General features: G+C 58.0%; 18 protein-coding genes. 5 read left to right on the top strand and 13 right to left on the bottom strand.

The window, feature by feature from the left end; translation table 11 throughout:
• Positions 1-63: 63 nt before the first annotated feature.
• The 4 genes from EDC23_RS01865 to EDC23_RS01850 all read right to left on the bottom strand — a co-directional run bounded on the left by EDC23_RS01865 (position 64) and on the right by EDC23_RS01850 (position 4446).
• Complete coding sequence (locus tag EDC23_RS01865) at positions 64-1572, bottom strand: sensor domain-containing diguanylate cyclase (protein WP_243830683.1); 1509 nt, start codon at positions 1570-1572, stop codon at positions 64-66.
• A gap of 300 nt (positions 1573-1872) precedes the next feature.
• Positions 1873-2253, bottom strand: a complete 381-nt coding sequence (locus EDC23_RS01860) for an endonuclease domain-containing protein (protein ID WP_134080569.1) — start codon at positions 2251-2253, stop codon at positions 1873-1875.
• A 161-nt stretch (positions 2254-2414) separates the two neighbouring features.
• On the bottom strand, positions 2415-3176 hold the full coding sequence (locus EDC23_RS01855) for an ABC transporter permease (protein ID WP_134080568.1): 762 nt from the start codon (positions 3174-3176) through the stop codon (positions 2415-2417).
• Positions 3177-3510: 334 nt separating this feature from the next.
• Positions 3511-4446 (bottom strand): ABC transporter ATP-binding protein, encoded by a 936-nt coding sequence (locus tag EDC23_RS01850; protein ID WP_134080567.1) that lies wholly within the window; start codon positions 4444-4446, stop codon positions 3511-3513.
• A 251-nt stretch (positions 4447-4697) separates the two neighbouring features.
• On the opposite strand from EDC23_RS01850, the gene EDC23_RS01845 reads away from it, so the two are divergent.
• Together EDC23_RS01845 and EDC23_RS01840 are read left to right on the top strand one after the other, a co-directional pair.
• On the top strand, positions 4698-6755 hold the full coding sequence (locus EDC23_RS01845; protein ID WP_134080566.1) for a TonB-dependent receptor family protein: 2058 nt from the start codon (positions 4698-4700) through the stop codon (positions 6753-6755).
• 107 nt (positions 6756-6862) lie between these two features.
• On the top strand, positions 6863-7990 hold the full coding sequence (locus tag EDC23_RS01840; protein ID WP_134080565.1) for a PQQ-dependent sugar dehydrogenase: 1128 nt from the start codon (positions 6863-6865) through the stop codon (positions 7988-7990).
• Positions 7991-8117: 127 nt separating this feature from the next.
• Here the strand turns inward: EDC23_RS01840 and EDC23_RS01835 are convergent, their stop codons facing one another.
• Positions 8118-8579, bottom strand: a complete 462-nt coding sequence (locus tag EDC23_RS01835) for a DUF4168 domain-containing protein (RefSeq protein WP_134080564.1) — start codon at positions 8577-8579, stop codon at positions 8118-8120.
• An 860-nt stretch (positions 8580-9439) separates the two neighbouring features.
• On the opposite strand from EDC23_RS01835, the gene EDC23_RS01830 reads away from it, so the two are divergent.
• Positions 9440-10249: a hypothetical protein gene (locus tag EDC23_RS01830; protein WP_134080563.1), complete on the top strand. Its 810-nt coding sequence runs from the start codon at positions 9440-9442 to the stop codon at positions 10247-10249.
• Positions 10250-10299: 50 nt separating this feature from the next.
• Here the strand turns inward: EDC23_RS01830 and EDC23_RS01825 are convergent, their stop codons facing one another.
• The 6 genes from EDC23_RS01825 to EDC23_RS01800 form a co-directional block, all read right to left on the bottom strand.
• Positions 10300-11238 carry a nucleotidyl transferase AbiEii/AbiGii toxin family protein gene (locus tag EDC23_RS01825; RefSeq protein WP_208321245.1) on the bottom strand — a complete coding sequence of 313 codons (939 nt, stop codon included), beginning with the start codon at positions 11236-11238 and terminating at the stop codon, positions 10300-10302.
• On the bottom strand, positions 11192-12019 hold the full coding sequence (locus EDC23_RS01820) for a type IV toxin-antitoxin system AbiEi family antitoxin domain-containing protein (protein WP_208321244.1): 828 nt from the start codon (positions 12017-12019) through the stop codon (positions 11192-11194). Before EDC23_RS01820 ends, EDC23_RS01825 begins: the two co-directional genes overlap by 47 nt.
• Positions 12020-12264: 245 nt before the next feature.
• A complete protein-coding gene (locus EDC23_RS01815) occupies positions 12265-12870 on the bottom strand; it encodes a nitroreductase family protein (protein WP_134080562.1) in 606 nt (201 codons plus the stop codon).
• An 87-nt stretch (positions 12871-12957) separates the two neighbouring features.
• Positions 12958-13422: a DUF1499 domain-containing protein gene (locus EDC23_RS01810; protein WP_208321243.1), complete on the bottom strand. Its 465-nt coding sequence runs from the start codon at positions 13420-13422 to the stop codon at positions 12958-12960.
• A gap of 59 nt (positions 13423-13481) precedes the next feature.
• Complete coding sequence (locus EDC23_RS01805; protein WP_134080561.1) at positions 13482-13694, bottom strand: hypothetical protein; 213 nt, start codon at positions 13692-13694, stop codon at positions 13482-13484.
• Positions 13695-13800: 106 nt separating this feature from the next.
• Positions 13801-14637: a DUF3883 domain-containing protein gene (locus EDC23_RS01800; RefSeq protein WP_134080560.1), complete on the bottom strand. Its 837-nt coding sequence runs from the start codon at positions 14635-14637 to the stop codon at positions 13801-13803.
• A gap of 410 nt (positions 14638-15047) precedes the next feature.
• Here EDC23_RS01800 and EDC23_RS01795 point away from each other — a divergent pair, with 410 nt between their 5' ends.
• On the top strand, positions 15048-17321 hold the full coding sequence (locus tag EDC23_RS01795) for a diguanylate cyclase (protein ID WP_166668745.1): 2274 nt from the start codon (positions 15048-15050) through the stop codon (positions 17319-17321).
• A gap of 388 nt (positions 17322-17709) precedes the next feature.
• Positions 17710-20016, top strand: coding sequence for a diguanylate cyclase (locus EDC23_RS01790; RefSeq protein ID WP_134080558.1), 2307 nt, complete (start codon positions 17710-17712; stop codon positions 20014-20016).
• Positions 20017-20040: 24 nt separating this feature from the next.
• On the opposite strand, the gene EDC23_RS01785 is transcribed toward EDC23_RS01790, so the two are convergent.
• Positions 20041-21981: a M48 family metallopeptidase gene (locus EDC23_RS01785; protein ID WP_134080557.1), complete on the bottom strand. Its 1941-nt coding sequence runs from the start codon at positions 21979-21981 to the stop codon at positions 20041-20043.
• A gap of 20 nt (positions 21982-22001) precedes the next feature.
• A complete protein-coding gene (locus tag EDC23_RS01780; RefSeq protein ID WP_134080556.1) occupies positions 22002-22598 on the bottom strand; it encodes a LemA family protein in 597 nt (198 codons plus the stop codon).
• Between the last annotated feature and the right edge of the window lie 158 nt (positions 22599-22756).

The raw sequence follows: 22756 nt of genomic DNA, 5'->3' as shown, positions 1-22756 counted from the left end.
CGGCTAGCTGGCAATGGCGCCCTGGAAGTCAGTAACAGTTCCTGTACGTTTCTCACCGGATTCTCAGGCCTTCCCGGGGCTGACCGGTGCCTGAACCACATCAAGTACCGGGGAAACAGCCTGTACATGATTACGCCCGAGCGCCTTCGCCTCATACAGGGCCTTGTCAACCTGAGTGATCAACTCATCCAGCGTAGAACACCCGTCCCACTGGGCCACGCCCAGGCTCACTGTCACCTCGATAATCTGATCTTCATGGCTGATTTGCAGGGCTTCGAGTCCCTTGCGAATCCGCTCGGCAACCTTGACGGCTATATCCTGGGGTACATCCGGCAGCAGGATTAAAAACTCCTCCCCACCGAAGCGACCAAACATATCCAGTGGACGAATCGTCTCTTTCACGGCATCAACAATCCGGTTGAGAACCATGTCACCGACATCATGCCCAAAGCGGTCATTGACTTCTTTAAAGTGATCCACGTCAAACAAAATCAACGAGATCGCGCCACCACTTACCGTACGGCGTTTTAATTCACGTTGTGCGATGTGGTAAAAATGTCGCCGATTGGCAATCCCGGTAAGGTAATCTATCGAAGCCTGCTCCTTGAGTCGCAGGTTGGCTTCCTCAAGCTTGCGGGTACGTTCGCGGACCCGCTGTTCAAGCTGGTTACGCTGCGTCCGAATCTCTTCCAACAGAATCGCCAGACCGACAGAAACCAGCGCTACCACCGCCAGATACTCCTGCATTAACCAGACTGCCAGCTGCGGCGCGTAATCCGTGTAGGGATGACTGCCACGTACCATAAAGCCCACCGCCAGTACCGCGATGATGACGACCGTGATTGCCGCACCGCGAACGCCAAAGCGGAACGCCGCCCAGGCACTGAACGGCAACAGAACAATCGCGGTCAGATGAAATCCCGGCTCCCCGCGAGTGCCCTCGCTGAAAATCATGATCCCCAGCCCGATCAGTAACGACGAGAGTACGAGCAGCTCGCCCACCGCCGGCCAGTTGATGCGGGGCAGACCTTTCTCAAGCCAGTGCCACATCACCACGATCAGCGGCGTCAACAATAACAGCCCGAGCGCATCACCAAACCACCACACACGCCACAATGCCCAGTACCCGCTGTCGGCCCGATCCAGCAGCACATAGATCGCCGCGCCCGCCAACGCCGCCAGTGCCGACGCCAGAAACGGGCCGTACAACAGGAAATAGGCCCCAGACCTGAGACGATCGAAGTCAAACTGCTCGCCCACCGCGCGTCGAATCAGCCAGGCGGCCAGTGCCACCTCGAACAGGTTGGTCAGGCCGAACCCCAGCGCGGCCCAGAGTGGAAATGCCGGTACATCGGCCAGGCATTCAGCGAGCAGCGCCGCAACTCCCAGCCAGGGCCATTGCCGATAAGGAAATAACAAAAAGGCCGAGAGCAACACCGCGTTGGGCGGCCAGAGGATAGCAATCCCTTCCGGCGTAATCGTCTGGGTCACGCCAAGCCGGGCCCCGGCGTAGAACGCCAGACCGACCAGCAGCGCCCGGATCAACACCATGACATCAAATTTCACGGTCATTTGCCGAACACCTGAGGCAAGAGCGGTAGCAGTACAATACAAGACATATTTTATCAACTAATTAAAACCCGGAGCCGGAATGGCTTCAGGGTCTTTATCGGACAGACGCGGTATATCTTAAAAGAAACGCAAACAAATCACCACGCAGCGGGGTTATCGGACAGGCAACGTCACACAACATTAACAAACGGGAACACCACCCTCACACCAGCACGCGACGCCCGCTTCTGTAACAGAAAGGGGCGTTCACTGGCTGCTAGAAACCAGGACCTATTCCTGGCCAGAGAGAGCTATAGCAGTCTAACGTATCTTCTCCAGTACCGGTTCAGTTTCCTTCAGAACTTCATTGTTCCAGAAACGCAGCACCGTAAATCCTTTCTGCTTTAAAACCAAAGCCCGCCGCTGATCATACTCTTCCTGTTCGACATGCTGACCGCCATCGATCTCGATAATGATTTTCGGGGAATGACAGACAAAGTCGACGATATAGTGCCCGATGGGCTTCTGCCGTTTGAATTTGAGCCCCATAAACCGATGGGCACGTAAATAAAGCCAGAGTAATTCTTCCGCCGGGGTCTGGCTGGAACGCAGCTGCTTGGCCCGCTGGCGTAGCGTCGCACCCTCTCCCCCAACCCCTCTCCCGCCCGCGGGAGAGGGGAGTTTTTCATTTTTCTTTGTCATAGTCAGCCTCCTTGCTGCAACTTTTTTACGCTTTATGATCCATAGTAAAGCATAGATTCCAATCTGTTACTTCTTTCTGAACTTGATGCAGTCTCTTTTTCTTTTCTTCCCTCTCCCCCTTCAGGGGGAGAGGGTCAGGGAGAGGGGGTTTCGAAAAATGGCTACTGCTTCAGCCGATACCCGGTCCTGAACATCCACCAGACAATGCCCAGGCAGACAATCAAAAACCCCAGGATCATGCCGATACTCACCGCCACGCTGACATCGGCAATTTCGAAAAAGCTCCAGCGAAAACCGCTGATGAGATAAACCACCGGATTGAACAGTGTCACGGTCTGCCAGGCCTCGGGCAGCATGTCGATGGAATAGAAAGTGCCGCCGAGAAACACCAGCGGGGTCACCACCAGCAGCGGAATCAGTTGCAGTTTTTCAAAGTCGGTCGCCCACAGACCGATGATAAAGCCGAACAGACTGAACGAAATACAGGTCAGCACCAGAAACGTCAGCATCCAGAACGGATGCGCGATCTCGATGGGCACGAAAAAGCCGGCGGTACCGAGGATGACCAGACCGATAATCAGCGACTTGGTGGCCGCTGCGCCCACGTAACCGATCAGAATCTCCACGAACGATACCGGCGCGGAGAGCAGTTCATAGATGGCGCCGGTGAATTTGGGAAAGAAAATCCCGAACGAGGCATTGGACAGGCTCTGGGTCAGGATCGCCAGCATCATCAAACCGGGCACGATAAACGATCCGTAAGAGACACCGCCCACCGATTCGATCCGCGAGCCGATCGCCGAGCCGAACACCACGAAATACAACACCGTGGTCAATATCGGCGAGGCGAAACTCTGCGCCACGGTCTCGAACGCCCGGCGCATTTCGTGTTTGTAGATCACCCGTATGGCGTAGTAATTCATCCGTTTCTCTCACATGCCCGTCATTACAAAACAATGCTTTCTGTCTACAGATTGCTTCGTCACGTTGTTCCTCGCAATGACACCGCTGTTTACTGTCCTTGCGAGCGAAGCGAAGCAATCTTTCGATGATCGCACCTCAATCTGCGCATGGGTGCGCCCCAGGGCGCGATACAGCTCTCGACAGAACCCGGCTGTCGCGGTCGCAGCCCGCTCCCACCTCAGTATTCATTCTCTTCCCAGAGCGATGGCCTGTTAATACCGATGGTTCGGCTGCACCTGAGCCAGCCTTCCACTTATGACTGCCATCTGCCAACTGCCAACTGCCAACTGCCAACTATCTCTTCTCATCTTTACCCTTCACCAGTTTAACGAAGATCTCTTCCAGTGAGGTCTGGGTGGTCTGCACATCCTTGATCACCAGTCCGTTATCGGCGAGGGCCTGCAGCAGTTCGTGGATCCCGGTATGCGCTTTATGCGGATCATAGGTATAGGCCAGTTTATCGCCGCCTTCCGACAACTCCAGCTTCCAGGCCGCCAGTTCCCCGGGCAAGGTTGTCAACGGCGTCTCCAGTTCGATCACCAGCTGGCGCTTGCCCAGCTTGTGCATCAGCGCATCCTTGTCGTCCACCAGCAGTAATTCGCCCTGGTTGATTACCCCGACCCGGTCCGCGATCGCCTCGGCCTCTTCGATATAGTGAGTCGTGAGAATAATGGTCACCCCCGAGGCACGCAGCCGGCGCACCAGGGCCCACATCTCCTGGCGCAGCTCCACATCCACGCCGGCGGTTGGTTCGTCCAGAAACAGGACCATCGGCTCGTGGGCCAGCGCCTTGCCGATCAGCACCCGGCGTTTCATCCCGCCGGAGAGCATCATCAGCATGTTGTTGCGCTTGTCCCACAGGGTCAGGTCTTTGAGCACCTGCTCGATATACGCCGGGTTGGGCGGCTTGCCGAACAGCCCGCGGCTGAAACACAGGGTGTGCCAGACTTTCTCGAATGCCCCCAGGCTCAGCTCCTGCGGCACCAGCCCGATGCGGCTGCGGGTCTGCCGGTAATCACGCCGGATGTCATACCCGTCCACTGTCACCGAACCGCCACTGGCATTGACAATGCCGCAGATGATCGAGATCAGCGTGGTCTTGCCCGCACCGTTGGGCCCCAGCAGTGCCAGGATCTCCCCCGGCTGAATATCCAGGCTGACGTTCTTCAGCGCCCTGAAGCCGCTGCCGTAGGTCTTGGACAGATTGGTGATAGAGACGATGGGCGACATGGGATCATCCGTGCGTGTGAACTGGCTATATTAAAAGGAAAAGCCGCTTATTGCGACAGCCTTGCCAAACCGCTTACCGGCAGACTGGCTTCCTCGTCCCCTGAATACTCTGACAAAACGCAAAGCCCGATATTGCGTGATGGGTGCTGCCCGCTCAATTCACTGTTTGTCGACCTGTCCATGCTGGCTGCCCCGGGCCAGACTTGCTACGCTGCCACGGTCGCCCCCGGGTTTATCCCCTTACATTGATTATGCCAAGACCGCTTTGCCTGTTCGTGCTGTTCACCACCGGGGGACTCTGGCCCGGGCTGCTCGCCGCGCAAGAACAGAGCGAACCGAAAGCCATCCGGATCACCGCGCCCCTGATCGAAACCCGCTGGCAGGAAGCACCGAGCGGGGTCACCCTGATCGAGGCCGAGGACATCGGCGAGGGCCGTGCGCCCCTGCAACCGACCGATGCCCTGAGTCTGGCCCCGGGCGTACTGGTACAAAATCGCGACAACTTCGCACAGAACCCGCGCGTGTCGATCCGCGGTTTCGGCGCCCGCGCCCCGTTCGGGATCCGCGGCGTACGGGTGCGTCTGGACGGCATTCCCCTGACCACGGTGGACGGCCAGGCGCAGATCGACGCCATCGATCCGAGTTCCATCGAGAGCGTGGAAGTGCTGCGCGGAGCCAACGCGGTACTGCACGGTAACGGCAGCGGTGGGCTGCTCGATTACCGCAGCCGGCATCCCCGTCGCGCTGACAGGGCCCGCGCCGAGGCCCAGCTCGGCGGCTTTGGCCTGCGGCGGGCCCACGGCGCGTTCACCGGAGAGCACGAGGCACTGGCTTACCGGGTAGCGGGCACCCACTTACAACAAGCGGGCTACCGCGATCAGAGCGAAGTCGAACGACGCAATGCCGGCCTGTATCTCGATCATCAGCAGGGCAGACGCAACTGGTTTGCGATCCTCAACCATCTGTCCAACCCGCTGGCCGACGATCCCGGCGGGCTGACTTATGACGAGTGGCAAGACGATCCCGAACAGGCCGCGCCGCTGGCATCAAACATGGATGCCGGCCAGCAGGTGGATCAGAACATCGCCTCGCTGGGCATGGTGCACCGGTTCGACCAACGCGACCATCAACTGCGCCTGCAAACCTGGCTGACCGAACGCGACTTTCAACAACAACTGCCTTTTCCGGGCGACAGTCTGATTCGTTACGATCGACGCATCCTCGGCGGCACGCTGCACTACCAGCGCCCCATCGGGGAACTGACCCTGCACAGCCAGTTCAGCCTGGAAGCCCAGCGCGACGATCGTCAACGTTTTTGCCGCAATACCGATCTCGATCCCTATCTGTGCCGCAGCGGCATCAGCACCGACCTGGCACTGGATCAAATCGAGCGGGCACGCAATACCGGCCTGGGTCTGCAACTGGCCGGGCCGCTTGGCGAACGGGATCAGGGTCGCTGGATCATCGGCGCGCGCCACGATCGCCTCTCTTTGTCCATCGCCGATCAGCTGCAACCCGGCGGCATCGACAACTCCGGCGAGCGGCTGTATCGCGAAACCCACTACAGCCTGGGCTACAGTCACACGTTAAATCAGCACTGGTCCGCCTTCACCCAGTTCGCCACCAGCTTCGAGGCACCGACCTTCACCGAATTCGCCAACCCCGACGGCAGCGGCTTTCGCCCAAACCTGGAACCCCAATACAGCGAGAGTGTCGAGGTCGGCCTGCGCGCCCGGCAATACCATTACCGGCTGGAGGCCACCCTGTTCACGGTGCGGGTCGAGGATGAGATCATCGTCGATGATGATCCGGGCGCCGACCCGTCGGATGAGCGCACCTTCTACCGCAACGCCGATCGCACCCGCCGTGACGGGATTGAACTGGGTGCGCGCTGGTGGCCCGAAGCGTTGCCCCGCCTGCAACTGTCCGGTGCCTTAACCTGGATGGACGCCCGGTTCGATGACGCCAGCGACAAGACGCTGCCCGGCCTGCCCGACTGGACTCTCTTCCTGGATGCCGAGTACGACTTCAGACACGGCTGGTTCGCCGGTATCTCGACACAACATATCGGCACCCGCTACGCCGACGATGCCAACGCGGAGAGGGTCGGGTCGCAAACCGCCACCGATCTGCGCCTGGGCCGGGAACTCAATTCACTGCATCATGCGACACGACTGGTCATCGGCATCGAGAACCTGTTCGACGCCGAACACCTGGGTAACCTGCGCATCAATGCCAGCAACGACCGTTACTATGAGCCGGGCGCCGAACGTCGGTTTTACGCCGGGATCGAAATCAGCTGGCCTTGAATGAGCAACGGTTATTGAAAGGAAACCATCGACATCGTCGCCGGTCTGACTACACTGAAAGCACCACCCTCGATATCCCGCGCAGAGCCTATTTAAAGGAGCCCGGTATGTTCCGACACCTGTTTTTCGCCAGCCTGAGCCTGTTCTTGCTCGGCGCCTGCAATGCGTCCACCGATGCCAGCGAACCGCGTCCCTATCAGGTTGAGGTCCTGACCGACGGCCTCAGCCATCCCTGGTCCATGGCCTTCCTGCCCGGTGGCGAGGTGTTGATTACCGAAAAGGCCGGACGCCTGCGGATCTGGCGCGACGGCAAGCTGCTGGAGAACACCGTCAGTGGCCTGCCCGATATCCACCCCACCGGCCAGGGCGGCCTGCTGGATCTCGCCCTGCATCCGGACTTTGCCGACAACCGCTGGCTCTACTTCAGCTACGTGGCCAATCATGAAGGCGATGCCACCACCCACGTCGCGCGTGGCCGCTATCGCGACGCCAGGCTGAGCGACGTGGAAGTGCTGTTCATCGCCGAGCCGGCCGGCGATACCGGTCGCCACTTCGGTTCACGCCTGGTCTTTGATCAAGACGGTTATCTCTATCTCACTGTCGGCGATCGCGGCGAGCAGCCCCGCGCCCAGGACCTGAGCGATCACGCCGGCGGCACCCATCGTCTGCACGCCGACGGGCGCATTCCCGACGACAACCCGTTTGTCGATCGCGATGACGTTAAACCCTCGTTCTACACCTACGGCAACCGCAACGCCCAGGGCATGACCGTGCATCCCGACACCGGGGTTATCTGGCAGGTCGAACACGGCCCGCGCGGCGGCGATGAACTCAACATTATCGAAGCCGGCAACAACTACGGCTGGCCGGTGATCACCTACGGCATCAACTACAGCGGCAGCCAGATCGGCGAAGGCATCACCCATAAAGAAGGCATGGAACAACCCGTACACTACTGGGACCCCTCCATCGCCCCTTCCGGCCTGGCCGTCTACACCGGCGACGCCTTCCCCGACTGGCAGGGCAACTTCTTCGTCGGCGCCCTGGCCCACGAACATCTGGCGCGGCTGGTCCTCGAAGACAACAAGGTGGTTAAAGAGGAAAAACTGCTCGAAGAACGCGGCGAGCGTATCCGCGACGTGCGCCAGGGACCGGACGGACTGCTCTGGATCCTCACTGATGAATCCAACGGTTCGTTACTGCGCCTGAAACCGGCGACAGACTCCCGCCCCTGATAGCCGGGTACTGCGTAAAGGAGCGGTGCCGCTGCCCCGCTGCAGATAGATTTCCCCCGGCCCAAAAAGAAATGCCCCGCCTGGGGCGGGGCATTGTGCTGACACAGGGTTATCGGTAACAGCGTGATTACCGGCCCTGTGAGTCACCGAGGACCTCTTCCTGCAGCTCCGGATCCTGCTGGACAGCGGCAAAGATCTGGTTATATTCCTCAACAGAGAGACCGGCATCTTCCACCGCACCCTGCATCTCTTGCTGGGCTTGCTGCTGGATTTTCTGTGCCTTTTCGGGATCTTCCACATCCTCCAGCTTGCCCGCGAAAGATTCACGAACGCTGTTGACGTCACCAAAGGCATCCTTGAACTTGCTCAGGGACTCGTCGTCCACATCCGCGGCGGCCTGTCCCTGCTGCTGGGGAGGCTGGCCCTGTTGCGCGCCGCCCTGGGCACCGCCAGCACCACCCGGGGCACCACCGCCCTGCTGCTGTTGCTGCTGGGCACCGCCGGCCTGTGCATAGGCACTGCTCCCGGCGCCAAGCGTCAGACCCATGCCAAACAGCGCGACCAGTAATGATTTTTTATCGAACTTCATAATCCAATCTCCTTAAGCGTCAATTGATTGCTTTCACGCAGACAGGAGCAAACAGCATGCCGGGACATCACTTCCTCTGTGCCAGCCCGCCTGTGTAAAGACAAAAAATCCCTGTGTGACAATCCTTTATAGCCTGTGTAAAAGTTTTCTTTTCATCAATGACCATGACAGCGGGCCCGAAAGAGGCCGACAACGAAGAGCGCGCGGCCCGATACCCCATTTTTGTGTAGCACAGTGACACATCCCGATCCCGAACCGGATAACCACCCGCCGAACCCATCACCCGATTTGCGATTACCCATACCCGGATCATCAATACCAGCGCAAGCGATCCCCTGCACCGTACCGAATATACCGACCGGCAACCCGGCCGGATGACAAAAGACGGATCGGGATCGGTTCGATCCCGTAAAACCGACCTCAAACATGCCCAATGTAAAATTTTTCTTTACACCATCCCGCGTTCCGAATGGCACCGGGTCCGGGTTACACCCATGTCACCCCTGATTTTTTATGCTTTGCACTGTTTCACTCTGGCACATGTGTCGAGCCCGGGCGTCCCGCCTCACAGTTTTTTGGCGTAAGAACGATGATGCCCCGGCGCATGTCCCTTTTGAGGCCTTTGCTCAAAATGAACGCAAAGGCGTCGCCATGCCCGCTTTCGTTGACGGGACAAGGGTGGACAAAAAAGGCATGGAGCAAGGTCCAACCATCATCGTCTGCCTCCCGGCCACCAACTCCCCGGCCACATCCCCCAGATAAAACAGCGGCAGCGTTCACAAACTCCGCCGGCCGCTTCGGTCATCGCCGGCAAACGTGTTATAAATCAGCCTGATAATAACAATCAGAGACAATTCATCATGGGACGACTGATAACGCTCACCCTGATCCTGTTTTCAGCCAGCGTGCTCTACAGCGGGGCGCAGGCGGCGGAATACCGCGTGCTCAGCCAGGAGAACGACAAGAAGGTCGCCTACCAGGCCAACGATTTTTATTCGATTTACTATCTCTACTTCAACGTCATCCAGGCCCTGAAGGTAGAGCGGCATCTGCCTGACGAGGCCATTGCCGAGATCCTCTTCGATACCCTCGACAACCTCAAACAGCGGCGCTTCAGCCAGCTGCAGATCCGCGACGCCTACGCGGGCCCGGAACCGCTGCGCGTGACCCTGCGCACTGATGTCCTCCCCGACGACAACAGGCCGATCCTCTGGCTGATTTCCAACTACAGCCACGACGAGCAGGCCGTGGTTACCGGCGAGGCTGCCAAACATGCCTATGGCACCTACTTTTATCTGATCGACGACAAACTGGTGAAATACCAGCGAATCAAGGAACCCAAAACCACCGAACAACTGGCCGCCCTGTCGGACAATGCCCGCGCGGACTATTATTTGCTGGATAAAGACGCTGACAACGATCAGGCCGGCAAGCAGCTTCTGCTCAACGCCCTGGACAATCCCGCCAGCCGGGGTGAGGCGGTGGCCCTGAACCTCACCCTCGCCCAGTATCACCTGCTGGACGATAATCTCAAAGGCGCCAACGCCCGGCTTGATCGGGCCCGGGATAGCCTGCGCGAGATGTCACGCACCGAGCGCCGCAAACTGCGCGTGCTCTTCCATCACGCCAAACAACTGGTGGCGTTATACAGTGAATACCGGGCGAGGTAGGCCCCGATAAAGTCCGTAACCCGGCTGGAGCAAGAAATCCGGAATACAATTCAGCTATACAGAACCTTTTCCAGCCTGGCCAATGCGGCCTGATGTTTTTGCCTGGACATATTGCGAATGTTGTGCAATTTCCACTGTATCGCGGGTAATTGCTCAATTCCCGGTCGGTTCAACAACCCCCACTCGGGCTCCCCTCGCTTCAATGACAACAAAAACTGTTTATGTGTATTGGTGAGTCTTTGGTTTAATTCCGTGATTAATTGCTGGCGCGATTGGTGCAGCATGGCCACACTGACGGGCTCCCGGGTCATCCCTGCAAATTCATCGACAAAATAGCGATCAAGGTCATACTCGATGGGAGCAAGCATCTCTGCTATTGGTTTGTTACCACAGGCCAGATAAACCAGAAACACCTCCAGCAACGCGTCAGTCAGGCCTTCATTACGCAGCAGTATTGCCACATCAAACAGATCCCGCGGATGCTGACGGCTCAATGCCGCACACAGCTTCCCCGCATACAAATCGTTAAATGCCACAACCGGCACTTTTACGTAACCGAATGTCTGTCGTGTTTGTGCCGAAGTTTCCATCAAAATCGGCGGCTCCACGATACCGCGCATTACCGGTGAAACCTCAATTTTCACCTGGATCACATCCAGCTGGGCGACGATCTTGTGGTAATAACGGGTCCCTGCCAGTGCGGTACCTGTCACACGCACACCCGGTAGCAGCTTTTCGAGTTCCAACTGCAGGGCACGCAACGCTGCATCCATCTCGGGCAGAGCCGCATCACGAAGATGAACAGGAAGGTAGGTGAGGTCGATGTCGACCGACAGTCTCGGCAAATCCCGCACAAACAGGTTAATGGCTGTACCGCCCTTCAGGGCGAAGCAATCCTGCCTGGCCACCAGGGGCAGTATTCGTACCAGCAACTCAACCTGGTTAAAATAATGGCTGCCCGGTTCCATCCGGCTTTTCTCCATTGGCATATTCACGGGGCACGGTGATGTTGTACTGTTTATCCAACACTCCGCCCGGGTAAACCACGCGCTTGCCGCTCCCCAGCTCCAGGGCACTCACGTCCAGTTGTGCAAACCAGGCATGCCGATGTCGCGCCGCCAGCCACAGAAACAGGCGTTTGGTTTTGATCCGCTTGCAGGCCTGCAGCAGGCTCATCAACAGTTCGGGACGAAAGCTGGTGGCACCTTCCATGTATTTGTCCGCCATATCCAGATCCGCCCTGTCGGGCAGCTCATCCACGTACTCGAGCAGCGCCCGTTCCCGGGTCGAATAATTCAGCGGCCAGTCCCAGCCACCAAATGGCAGACTGGTATAGCCCGCCGTGGTCACATTGGCAGCGAACAATGCCCGGGAATGACGTTCAAACTCCACAGGCGTCTCGAGTTGGGCGAACCAGGCCGGCAGCTTACCCGCTGCATAAAGCTGGATCGTCTCATGCCCCCCCATGGGCAGATAATGCGCCATGCCCTGATGGTCCAGGGCCGTCCGCCCGCCTATGTGGATGGCAAAACCCAGCTCCTGTAATGAATACACCACGTGCTGCCATTTGAGCGCCGGGCCCGGCCGCCGGTATATGCCGCGGGCGACCGCTTCCAGCGCCCCGCTACGCAGATAATAGTCCACCAGGGGACGATTAAACTCTCTGGATTTCAGCCACTTGCGATCAACCAGTCGTCCCTCGGGCAACACCGCGCCTAGGGGTTTTCGCTCTAACGTCGTATACTGGTTTGGCATTTCGCGTATTTGCATAGTCATACTATGCAATAATAGCCGAATTTAAACTGCATGCAAGTTTATCAGACTTCAAATATACATAGTATGACTATGCAATTTAGCTTTTTTATAAACCGCTCGCTCAAAAACCTGCCGGCACCTGGCCAGGGCGCGAGTGATGCGGGAGCCCCCACGGGCGCGATTCTCGATACACCGGATCCGTGCCACTTGATCCTGGCCTTCTCTGCGACTGTTATCTGCCAACTGCCAACGATCTCTCCTCATGCGAATCGATCGGTCACCATGACGTCATCCAGATCAAGCTGCCCCGGTTTGGGCCAGGATTCCTTGATGCCCTTGCCGATGGCAATCATAAAGGCAATATCGTGATCGGCCGGCAGGTTGATAATTTTCCCCACGGCGTCGAAATCAAAACCGTCCATGGGACAGGTCTCATAGCCCAGCTCCTGCGCCATTAACATGATCGTCTGCCCGACCAGCCCGCAGGAACGCATGCCTTCGTCACGTTCCACCCGGGGATTGTCCCGATAATAGCCATCAATCGCCGGCACCAGCATATCCTGGACTTCCTGCGGAGCATTTTGCCAGTAACGTTGCGGCTCGTGTTCCCAGGCCTTGTTGTCAAAGCACAGCACCAGCAGCTCCGAGGCCTCGGTCACCTGCGCCTGATCCCAGGCAACGGCACGAATCGCCTGGCGCTGCTGCGGATCACGCACCCGGACAAAGCGCCAGTTTTGAATATTAAACGCGGTAGGGGAGAGTATGGCGTGCTCCATCAGTTTATTAAACGTCTCCTCCGGCATCTGATGTTCCGGGTCATACCATTTGATGGCACGTCGTGCACGGACCGCTTCGCTCACTTGCATAACACTCTCTCCAGATTAACAACTTGAAAATACTACGATATATGACTCAACAATTATTTCAACCGGGCTACTGTGTCTCGCGTGGCTTTATCCCGCCTGTTCGCCAAATGCCGCTCTGATCTTCTCCACCCGCGTGCGATTGGCGCCAAAATCCGAGCGCCCGACCCGCGATGCCGAGCGGATATGAATCACCTGTTGTTTTTTATCCAGACGAAATTCCACATCATCCACAAACCGTAGCAACGGCGTTGTATAAACGGCGTGCAGATAACCGGCTTGCTCCGCCATCACCTCACCGCCGGTTTCGGCGACCACCCGTTTGAGCCTCGCCCATGCCTCATCAGGAGTCAGGGTATAATAGCCCAGCGGTTCAATAGAAGCACCCTCCACCGGGTACTCACTACAGACACAATTGGGTGTCGCCGGACAGGGCGGTAACTGGCCATCAACCAGCCCCAGATCCGGCTGTTTACGCGAGGCAACAGACAACGCAATCAGCATCATGACAACTATGACGATTAGCGTAACGGAAGAATAGACAAGCAGCTTCATAAATTACTGAGCATTCGTAGTCAGCCCGGTCAGTGATAGAATAACGGTAAAACTATATATTATTTAGAATCCATAAGATGCTGCAGAATTGCCTGCAACTCACCTTCACTCATATCCATATGTTCGACGACACGGCCGTAAAGCATGGCAGTCGGGACATTCCGGTCACCGAGCTCGGCCTGTGCCTGATACAGACAATACAGCACGATCCGCTCCTTGCGGGTCAGCCCGTCACGCACATCGGGGAGGTTGTCGAGTTCAAATGAATTCATATGGCGTAGTATGCCTGACAGGCAAATATTTGAGATAAGAGACAGTAGACAGGATTAAAATTCAACCCCCTCTGGTCACCTGTCTTCACCCTAATATATCACTCAATCAGAAACTCGCTCTGTACAGCTTAGGTTGCAATTTAACATTCTCGTTAATATTTCCCTGCAAGGTAAATATTCTTGCATTACACCGAAAATCAAAAACTCGATATAGAGCGTATTTGTCTTCGGTTGATGCAGAAAAGGCGACTTCATTGTCACTGATCATAAACGGCTGGTATTTTCCTGAATTGGTCGTTTTGACCTCGATGAACAGCTCTTCTTCATACTGCGCGTCGAACGAACGAATATCATACCCAGCCCCATCGCCAAGCTTCTGACTCGTCCATTCAACCTCACGTGCCAAGTCCAATCGGCCTGCCTGTTCAAGTCGATATTTCTCGAATTCAAGCACGAATTCTTCACCGAGTTGACCTAATCGCCGATTTCTTTCCTCCCGCGCGGCAAAATTATAATGACCAGGGTTAAATTCTCTGGCTCCAACCACTGGTGAGTCAGGCAGCCGATCGGGTGGGGTCTCAAGAACCCTATTCCAGTCAACCTCGCCTGATTGCTCAGGAACCTGGTCGGCTAATTCAACCACCTTGGATTCGACCACGCCTGCCTGACTTTGCAGATGCATCAGGACCGTGTCTTTGAGGATTTTCTGATAGTTAAATGCCGGTTTATAGCCCTGAATATAGGGATAACCTAACTCCAGCAAGATTGCGCTGATATTCTGATGCTTATATTCAATTGAGCCGTCAGAACGCTTCACTTGTTTCGATTGCAATGCCCTGCGATGCCCTGTCTTGGAGTACGGACGAGCGGCGATCTCTTCCATCAACATCTGGAAGTAATCTCGCACAATCGCCTCGCATTCAAATTTTGACCAGGAAGACATGCTACTCCATAAGGGTCTTGCCCCTCGAATTTAAGGCATCAAAGTCCTTTAGTTGGCTGTTTCAGCGGCCAGGTCTGATTCACAAATCCGGGCCCCGATTACTATTAATACTAGCAGGGATATCCCCCGGTCGAAATCCGCCATCGTCCTTCGGGCATTTCTGAGTAGCGAGTGCCAGATGCTAAGTTCATGACGAGCATATGAGGGAGTTTGCAGCGGCGACGCCTTGTACACTTCTCCCTGTCGCGGCCTGTGAAGCCCTCCTGCACGACCCGGGGACGGGTTCTCGACCCCGACTCTGATCCCTTATACCCAATGCGTCCAGCCGTGGCTGGTCAACTATTGGTCGGTTTTATTGTTTCAATTAAAATACGGCCATGTTCCCTACCATTTTTCTCAGATTTACAGGGTTGTTCTGTCTGACGCTGGTCTTGCCGATGGTTGCGCTGGCGGCCAATGAGGAGACACACGCGCCGCTGGTGGTCTCCCAGGATCACAGCTGGCCGCCGCTGGCGTTTCGGGATCGTCACGGGGAGCCGCATGGGTTGCTGGTGGATCTGTGGCGGGCGCTGGGTGAGGAGATGGGCCGGCCAGTGCAGTTCGAGCTGGTGAACTGGCCACAGAGTATCGAGCAGGTACGTGACGGTCGGGCCGCAGTGCATGGCGGCCTGTTCCGCTCGCCCGAGCGCGCACAATTTCTGGACTTTTCTCAACCCTTGCTGCCGCTGGAGACAGTGCTGTTTGTCAGTACTGATGCGCGCGCCAGGTCGGTTCGCGATCCGGCGCTGGCACCGATCGGGGTGGTGACCGGCAGTTACGAGCGGGAGTTTTTACAGAATCGTTATCCGGACCTGCCGCTGCGCGAATACCCCAACAATGCCGATCTGGTAAGCGCGGCGGTCGCCGGTGAGGTGGCCGCCTTTGCCGCTGACTACCCGGTGGGCCGTTATCTGCTGGATGTTCATGCCAGCCCGGGCGAGTTTCATGTGCTGGAAGTACTGTACAAACAGCAGCTGGTGGCGGCAGTGCGCGCCGGCAACTCGGCAATGCTGAAAACCATTAACCGGGCTATCACCGAACTGGACTCCGAGAAGCTGGCCCGTATTACCAATCGCTGGACCCATACCGAAACCGTCGAGGTCACCCCGCGCTGGGTTGTCCCCACTCTGTTTACCATCGCGGTCCTGTTGCTGCTGTTGTTCGTCGGCCTGTATCTGCGCGCCTTGCGCCGCGAACGCAGTCTCCTGTCAACCCGGCTACAGGAGCGGACCCGGGATCTGAAAGAACAGAGCGAACAGTTCCAGGCGCTGTTTGACAACGCCGCCATGTCAGTAATGGTGCATGATCGTGACACCGGCGAGGTTATACAGGCCAACAACCGGGCGCTGAAACAATACGGTGTTGAGAGTGTATCGGCACTGCATCAGGCCACCTTTGGCGCGTCCGACTTCTGGGCTGAATCGCCCTATTCTCTCGCGGACATGCAAAACTGGTTTGCGCGGGTGCGCGAGCAGGGGCCACAACATTTTGAGTGGTTGACTTACCACAGTGGTGGCGACGCGCACTGGGATGAGGTTTTTTTACAGCCGGTACAAATCGGCGGCATACCCCGGATTATCTCTTCCACCATCGACATTACCGCGCGCAAGCGGGCCGAGGCCGAGCTGCAACGGCAGATGGAGCTCGAAGAGCTGCTGCGCCAGGTCTCCGTCATCCTGCTGGACCGCGAGCGTGACGGGGTCGCCCGGGCCATGGCGAAACTCGGCAAGTTCATGCAGGCGAGTCGCTGTTCCCTGTTCAACTATGAGAGCGAACACTGCCGCTTTGACCTGCAGCGACAATGGTGCGCGCCGGGGGTTAAACCGCGTGAGCCTGACTTCCATATCCCGGCGGCCGCGATTAGCCCTTATCTGCCCGTGCTGGTGCGTGGCGAGGCACTGACGCTTAATGTCGATCTCGAAGGTGGTGTTCTTCTGGAACAGTTCCTGTTCTCGACGGGGAGCATCGCCTCGCTGCTGGCCCTGCCGATCCTGCGCGAGGGTTGTCTGACGGGTGTTCTGAGCTTCTCCTTCGCTGAGCCGAAACAGCGCTGGTCACAGGTGGAGATCAAGCTGCTGCATGTTGCCGCGGATCTGATCGGCAATGCCCTGCTACGACAGGAACTGGAGCAGGAGCTGCAGCATCAGGCCTCCTTCGACAGTCTGACCGGTCTGTATAACCGGCGTAAATTCGAAAATCTGCTGTTACACGAATTAGAACGCGCAGACCGCTATCACCGATACGTCGCGGCGATCCTGCTGGACATCGATCACTTCAAGACAGTCAATGATCGCTTCGGCCATAACGCCGGTGATGAAGTGCTACGTCAACTGGCCGACACCCTTCAAACCCGGATGCGCGCCAGCGACGTTCCGGCCCGCTGGGGCGGCGAGGAGTTTATCGTACTGTTGCCCGAAACGGATCTCGACGGCGCCCGGCAAACCGCCGAGACCCTGCGCCAAACCATCGCCGACACCCGGTTCCCCACCGTCGGACAGGTGACCGCCAGTCTCGGAGTCAGTACCTATCAGCCCGGGGAAACCCTCGACAGTCTGATCAAGCGTGCCGATGACGCGCTGTACCAGGCCAAGAAAGCGGGGCGGAATCGGGTCAGACCGGGCCCTTCGGGCAGTGTTGAGTGCTGAGTTCTTAGTTCTTAGTTTATCGAGGACCAGTGGGAGGTACTTGACGTACAGGGAAGTACTAACACCCAAAACACTCGTATTACTCGCGGGGTGGGCTCTGTCACGAGAAACATGGATGCTGAGAGTGACGCAGCAGCGACGCCTTGCCAATTATCCTGTCGCGCTTGAACAGCCTCCTACGAGAACAGGCGCACACAAAAAACAGGGACGGCGTTCGGTTCACCCGTAATACCGTAGTGATTGCAGGGACGATAATTCTGTTCGGAGCCTTAACATTATTTCGAGCCGGTCGATAACAATGATCTGAACACACGAGACTTATCTACCCGGTCTCCCTGCCGGTGACCGGGTTTTTGTGGCCGATTGTCAGGACCACTGAACCGAGGCCATGTCTCCTATCACTTTGCTTAAATTTTCAGGTTTGCTGGCGGCGCTGACTCTGTCGGCCACGTCCCTCGTTGTTGTAGCCGAACCCGGGAGCAAGACGCCGCTGGTAATCTCGCAGGATCACGCCTGGCCGCCCCTGGCATTTCAAAATCGTGACGGCGAGCCGCAGGGACTGCTGGTCGATCTGTGGCAGGTGCTGGGCAAACAGATGGGACAACCGGTCGAGTTTCGGCTGGTGGACTGGCCGCAGACCATCGAGCAGGTGCGTAGTGGTGCGGTGCCGGTGCATGGCGGGCTGATCCCCTCGCCGGAACGTGCCCGGACGCTGGACTTCTCCCGGGAGATTCTGACGCTGGAAGCGGCCGTGTTCGTATCCACCAGGTATCGCTCCAGCGACCTGACTGATCCCGCCCTTGCCCCGCTGGGGGTCATCGCCGGCAGTTACGAACTGGAATACCTGCGCGAACACTACCCCGATCTCCCCGTTCGCGAGTATCAAAACAATACGGGGCTGGTCGCCAGCGCCACCGCCGGCACGATTTCGGCCTTTGTCGCCGACTATCCCGTGGGTCAGCATCTGCTGGCCCGGTTCTCCCGTCCGGAAAATTTCCATGTACTCGAGATCCTTTACGAGCGGCCGCTGGTTGCCGCCGTGCCAAAAGGCGAGACGGCCCTGCTCGAGCGGATCAATACCGCCATCGAAACCCTGCCGGAGGATGAACTGTCGCGGATTATTAACCGCTGGATACACACCGATACCATCGAGGTGACACCGCGCTGGCTGTTTCCGGCCCTGGTCGGGATCACGGCGCTGCTGGTCTTACTCTTCATTCTTTTGTACATGCGGGCGCTGCGCCGGCAACGGACCCGCTTGCGCCAGGAACTGGCCGAGCGCAGCGAACAGTTTCAGGTTCTGTTTGAAAATGCCGCGATCTCGATCATGGTGCATGATCGGGAGACAGCACACGTGCTGGAAGCCAACGCCCGGGCTCTGGAAAGTTACGGGGTCCCGGATGTCGAGACGCTCAACCAGGTCGCTTTCGGGAGCGCAACGATCTGGGCCGAGCCGCCCTATTCACTGGCGGATATGCACGACTGGATCACCCGGGTGCGCGAGCAGGGACCGCAGCGATTTGAATGGCTGACCTGCAGCGTCGACGGCCAACCAACCTGGGAGGATGTCTTTCTGCGACAGATGCAGGTCTGCGGCCAACAACGCATTATCTCCACCGCGATCGATATTACTTCTCGCAAAGAAGCAGAGGCCCGTCTGCAACGACAACTGGAGCTGGAAGAGGTGGTACGGAAGATCTCGGTTACGCTGTTGGTCTGTCAGTCCGATGAAGCCGATCCTCCCTGTGTCGTCTACACCCTGGGGTGTCTTGGCGAGTTCATGCAATCCCTGCGCTGCACCCTGTTCCGTTACAATGACGACACCGGGGGGCTTGATCTGGTGAGTCAATGGGCCGCGCCGGGCATTCCCCCCAAAGAAGCGGATTTTCATATCCCGGCTGTCGTATTGAATCCATACTATACGGTGTTTCTAAAGGGGGAGCCTGTTATCGTCAGCGCGAACGAAGACAATGCCCATATCCTCGAACACGCCCTGATCGCGACCGATGCTGATATCCGTGAGGTTCTGGCTCTGCCGATTTTGCGGGAAGGCGGGTTGAAAGAGGTGCTGATCCTCTCTTTTTCCGAGATGTATCGACACTGGCCGCACACCGATATCCAGCTGTTACAGGTAGCCGCGGACATGATCGGCGGGACACTGGCACGCCATAAGCTGGAACAGGAGCTGCAACGCCAGGCCAGTCACGACAGCCTGACCGGACTGTATAACCGACGCAACTTCGAAGCGCTGCTTTTACACGAGCTGGAACGCGCGACCCGTTACCGGCGACAGCTGGCACTCATCCTGCTGGATATCGATCACTTCAAAACGGTCAATGATCGTTTCGGCCACAACGCCGGCGACGAAGTGCTGCGGCAGCTGGCCGTTATCATGCGCGAACAGACGCGCGACAGTGACGTTTTGGCACGCTGGGGTGGCGAGGAGTTCATTATCCTGTTGCCCGAAACCGATCTCGACGGCGCCCTGCAGGCCGCCGGGGCCCTGCGCCAGGCCGTCGCCGACACCCGCTTTCCCACCGTCGGCCAGGTGACCGTCAGTCTCGGCGTCAGTACCTACCAGTCCGGCGACACACCCGACAGCCTGATCAAGCGTGCCGATGACGCGATGTACCAGGCCAAGACTGCGGGACGTAACCGGGTCAGACCGGGCCCTTCGGGCAGTTCTGAGTACTGAGTTCTGAGTTCTGAGTTCTGAGTACTAAGTACTTTTAACTAATAATGGCATCGGACTGTCAAGGCAGCTGGCGATGGTGCGCAGCAGTTCCTGGGCGGGGACGGTGGTGTTGTTGTCGAACAGGATACAGACGGCGCAGGCTTTGAGCAGGCGGGGTTTGGCCAGGGGTTTGAGTTGTTCGAGGGTGTCGAGCGCCTTGTTGAGCGTCTCGAGATCGAGTGCATCGCGCGGCAGCAGGGCGAGATCGCTCATACCGGCTTCGGCCGCGCCGGCATTAAAGGCCTGTTCGGCCTGTTGCGTGTCGGGGTATTCGGTATGCGCGACCAGCGAGAGGATCACCTGCAGCTGGGCTTTGACCTGTATTAACTTGCCATGTTTTGCTCTGGCGGGTTTGCGCAGGCCGAACTGTTGATCGAGTTGCCGGATCACCAGCCGCTGCAGGATCCATTCTTTCAGATCAACGCGCCTGTCTGCGGCAATCAGGGCCTGCACCACACTGCGAAAACGGCGGTACTGCGCTGGCGATAATTCTTCCAGTGCCGGCAGGGTCAGCTCGATCAACGGCAGGCGCACCGCTTCGGGCAGATCCCGACGCCGTTGCGCCAGCGCCTGGCATACCCTGAGCACTTGCGGATCGGCCTGTTGTTCCAGCAGCTGTTGTTGTTCGCGTTCGACCTCGGGGCGGGGATCGAGTAACAACACATAGATCACCGCGCGGGCACCGAAAGGTTCGGCGGCGGCCTCGCGCAGTTCAGATGGAATGCTATCGAGGATCGCCCGCGCGGCCTCGACCTGCTGTTCGTCGAAGTTGCCGACCTGATCCACCATCTTGCCGGCGCTGAGCACCCCGGCGGCGACCACCGCGCCGACAATGTCCAGTGACGGTTTGGGTGCCGCTTCAGCGGTCGGCCCGGTATCGGCGCCAGGGGATTGTTTAACCGGCGCGACGAATTCGCCGTCCCAGGCGGGATCGAGGCGCTTGATCCGATCCGGCAACGGCGGATGGGTGGAAAACAGCGACTGCATGAAGCCCTTGACCCCCTGGGCCAGGTAGGCGTGGCTGTACTCGGAGGCGGACGGAGTTTCCAGCAGCGAGCCGTGCGCGGCGCCGCCGATCTTTTTCAGCGCGCCGGCGATGCCCTGCTTGTCACGGGTAAACTGTACCGCCGAGGCGTCGGCCAGGTATTCGCGCTGACGACTGACCATCGCTTTGATCCATTGACCGAAGAAGTGGCCCACGTAGCCGATCACCAGCAGGCCGATACCCAGGCCGATGATCGCGATCATCAGCCCGCCGGATTGCCGGTTGCGGGAGAGGCGCGTGAAGTACGACGAGCGCACCAGGAAATAGCCGATCAGCGCCAGTAACAAAATGCCGTGCAGCACACCCATCAGGCGAATGTTCATACGCATGTCGCCGTTGAAGATGTGGCTGAACTCGTGGGCGATGACGCCCTGCAACTCGTCGCGGTTGAGGGTCTCCATCGCACCGCGGGTGATGCCGATCACCGCGTTATTGGGATTGGACCCGGCGGCGAAGGCATTGATGCCCGCCTCCTCCAGCAGATAGACCCGGGGCACCGGCATGCCGGCGGCGATGGCCATCTCTTCCACCACGTTCAGCAGGCGACGTTCGTCGGGATCGCGGCTGTCGGGACTGAGCGCCCGGCCGCCGAGCATCTCGGCCACCTTATGGCCACCGCCGGAGAGCGACATCGTTTTATAGGCACTGCCGAGAAACACCAGCACGATGATCACCGCGGCCACGCCGAGGAACACATCCCACTGAAACTGCTCGGCGAGCAGCGCGGGGGAGAAGGTCACCACTTCTGTCTGGTTATAGGCGAGCACACCCAGTACCAGCAGATTGGTCAGCAGGATCAGCCCCGCCACCGCCAGCATAAACAGCAACACCAGCCAGCCGGTTTTGCGTCGAGCCCGATCCTGTGCTTCAAAAAAGTCCATGGCCTAGCGTAACAGCTTTATCAAAACGAGACGCTGGGCGCGGCCTGGATCTCGGCGCTGTCTTCGAACTCCAGCAGATGGGCATCCTGGCCGTGGCCGAACAGGCCGGCGAACACAGTCTGCGGGAAGGACTGCTTGTAGGTGTTGTAGGCCATCACGGCATCGTTAAACGCCTGACGGGCGAAGGCGACCTTGTTTTCGGTGCTGGTCAGCTCCTCATTAAGCTGCATCATGTTCTGGTTGGCCTTGAGATCGGGATAGGCCTCGACCACCAGGTTAAAGCGCCCCAGCGCGCCGGCCAGATTGCCTTCAGCCTGGCTGAGGTTATCGATTGCCTGCGGGTTGCCGGGATCGTCATGCGCCTGATCCAGCCCCTGCTGCGCCGCGTTGCGCGCCTGCACGACGGCATCGAGGGTTTCACGTTCGTGCTTGAGATAGCCCTTGGCGGTTTCCACCAGATTGGGAATCAGATCATAACGGCGCTTGAGCTGTACCTCGATCTGGGCAAAGGCGTTCTTGAAACGATTCTGCAGCGCCACCAGGCGGTTGTAAACCGCGATGATGTACACCACGATGATGACCAGTACCACCAGGGTCACGATTGTCGAAATATCCATTTTGCGTCTCCAACGTGGTTATTTAATATATCATAGCCGGATATAAAACCCGGTGCCAGTTCCAGGTGTTCGATACTGCTCATGGGTCCGGCCACTCGCCTGTGAGCTTTCCTTCCACCTCGCAACAATGGCTGCTCTTCGGGCAGACATCGGGTGAG

It is taken from the genome of Thiohalophilus thiocyanatoxydans (assembly GCF_004366735.1).
Taxonomy (GTDB): domain Bacteria; phylum Pseudomonadota; class Gammaproteobacteria; order UBA6429; family Thiohalophilaceae; genus Thiohalophilus; species Thiohalophilus thiocyanatoxydans.
Note: the sequence above shows the minus strand (reverse complement) of the source record. Positions and strands in the feature narration are given on the sequence as shown.

Bases quoted from the DNA above. Each gene is read 5' to 3' on its own strand.
- EDC23_RS01810 (WP_208321243.1), bottom strand. From the start codon at position 13,422: ATGAAGCTGCTTGTCTATTCTTCCGTTACGCTAATCGTCATAGTTGTC.
- EDC23_RS01805 (WP_134080561.1), bottom strand. From the start codon at position 13,694: ATGAATTCATTTGAACTCGACAACCTCCCCGATGTGCGTGACGGGCTG.
- EDC23_RS01815 (WP_134080562.1), bottom strand. From the start codon at position 12,870: ATGCAAGTGAGCGAAGCGGTCCGTGCACGACGTGCCATCAAATGGTAT.
- EDC23_RS01865 (WP_243830683.1), bottom strand. From the start codon at position 1,572: ATGACCGTGAAATTTGATGTCATGGTGTTGATCCGGGCGCTGCTGGTC.
- EDC23_RS01790 (WP_134080558.1), top strand. From the start codon at position 17,710: ATGTCTCCTATCACTTTGCTTAAATTTTCAGGTTTGCTGGCGGCGCTG.
- EDC23_RS01785 (WP_134080557.1), bottom strand. From the start codon at position 21,981: ATGGACTTTTTTGAAGCACAGGATCGGGCTCGACGCAAAACCGGCTGG.
- EDC23_RS01780 (WP_134080556.1), bottom strand. From the start codon at position 22,598: ATGGATATTTCGACAATCGTGACCCTGGTGGTACTGGTCATCATCGTG.
- EDC23_RS01850 (WP_134080567.1), bottom strand. From the start codon at position 4,446: ATGTCGCCCATCGTCTCTATCACCAATCTGTCCAAGACCTACGGCAGC.
- EDC23_RS01860 (WP_134080569.1), bottom strand. From the start codon at position 2,253: ATGACAAAGAAAAATGAAAAACTCCCCTCTCCCGCGGGCGGGAGAGGG.
- EDC23_RS01845 (WP_134080566.1), top strand. From the start codon at position 4,698: ATGCCAAGACCGCTTTGCCTGTTCGTGCTGTTCACCACCGGGGGACTC.
- EDC23_RS01840 (WP_134080565.1), top strand. From the start codon at position 6,863: ATGTTCCGACACCTGTTTTTCGCCAGCCTGAGCCTGTTCTTGCTCGGC.
- EDC23_RS01820 (WP_208321244.1), bottom strand. From the start codon at position 12,019: ATGCAAATACGCGAAATGCCAAACCAGTATACGACGTTAGAGCGAAAA.
- EDC23_RS01835 (WP_134080564.1), bottom strand. From the start codon at position 8,579: ATGAAGTTCGATAAAAAATCATTACTGGTCGCGCTGTTTGGCATGGGT.
- EDC23_RS01800 (WP_134080560.1), bottom strand. From the start codon at position 14,637: ATGTCTTCCTGGTCAAAATTTGAATGCGAGGCGATTGTGCGAGATTAC.
- EDC23_RS01825 (WP_208321245.1), bottom strand. From the start codon at position 11,238: ATGCCAATGGAGAAAAGCCGGATGGAACCGGGCAGCCATTATTTTAAC.
- EDC23_RS01855 (WP_134080568.1), bottom strand. From the start codon at position 3,176: ATGAATTACTACGCCATACGGGTGATCTACAAACACGAAATGCGCCGG.
- EDC23_RS01830 (WP_134080563.1), top strand. From the start codon at position 9,440: ATGGGACGACTGATAACGCTCACCCTGATCCTGTTTTCAGCCAGCGTG.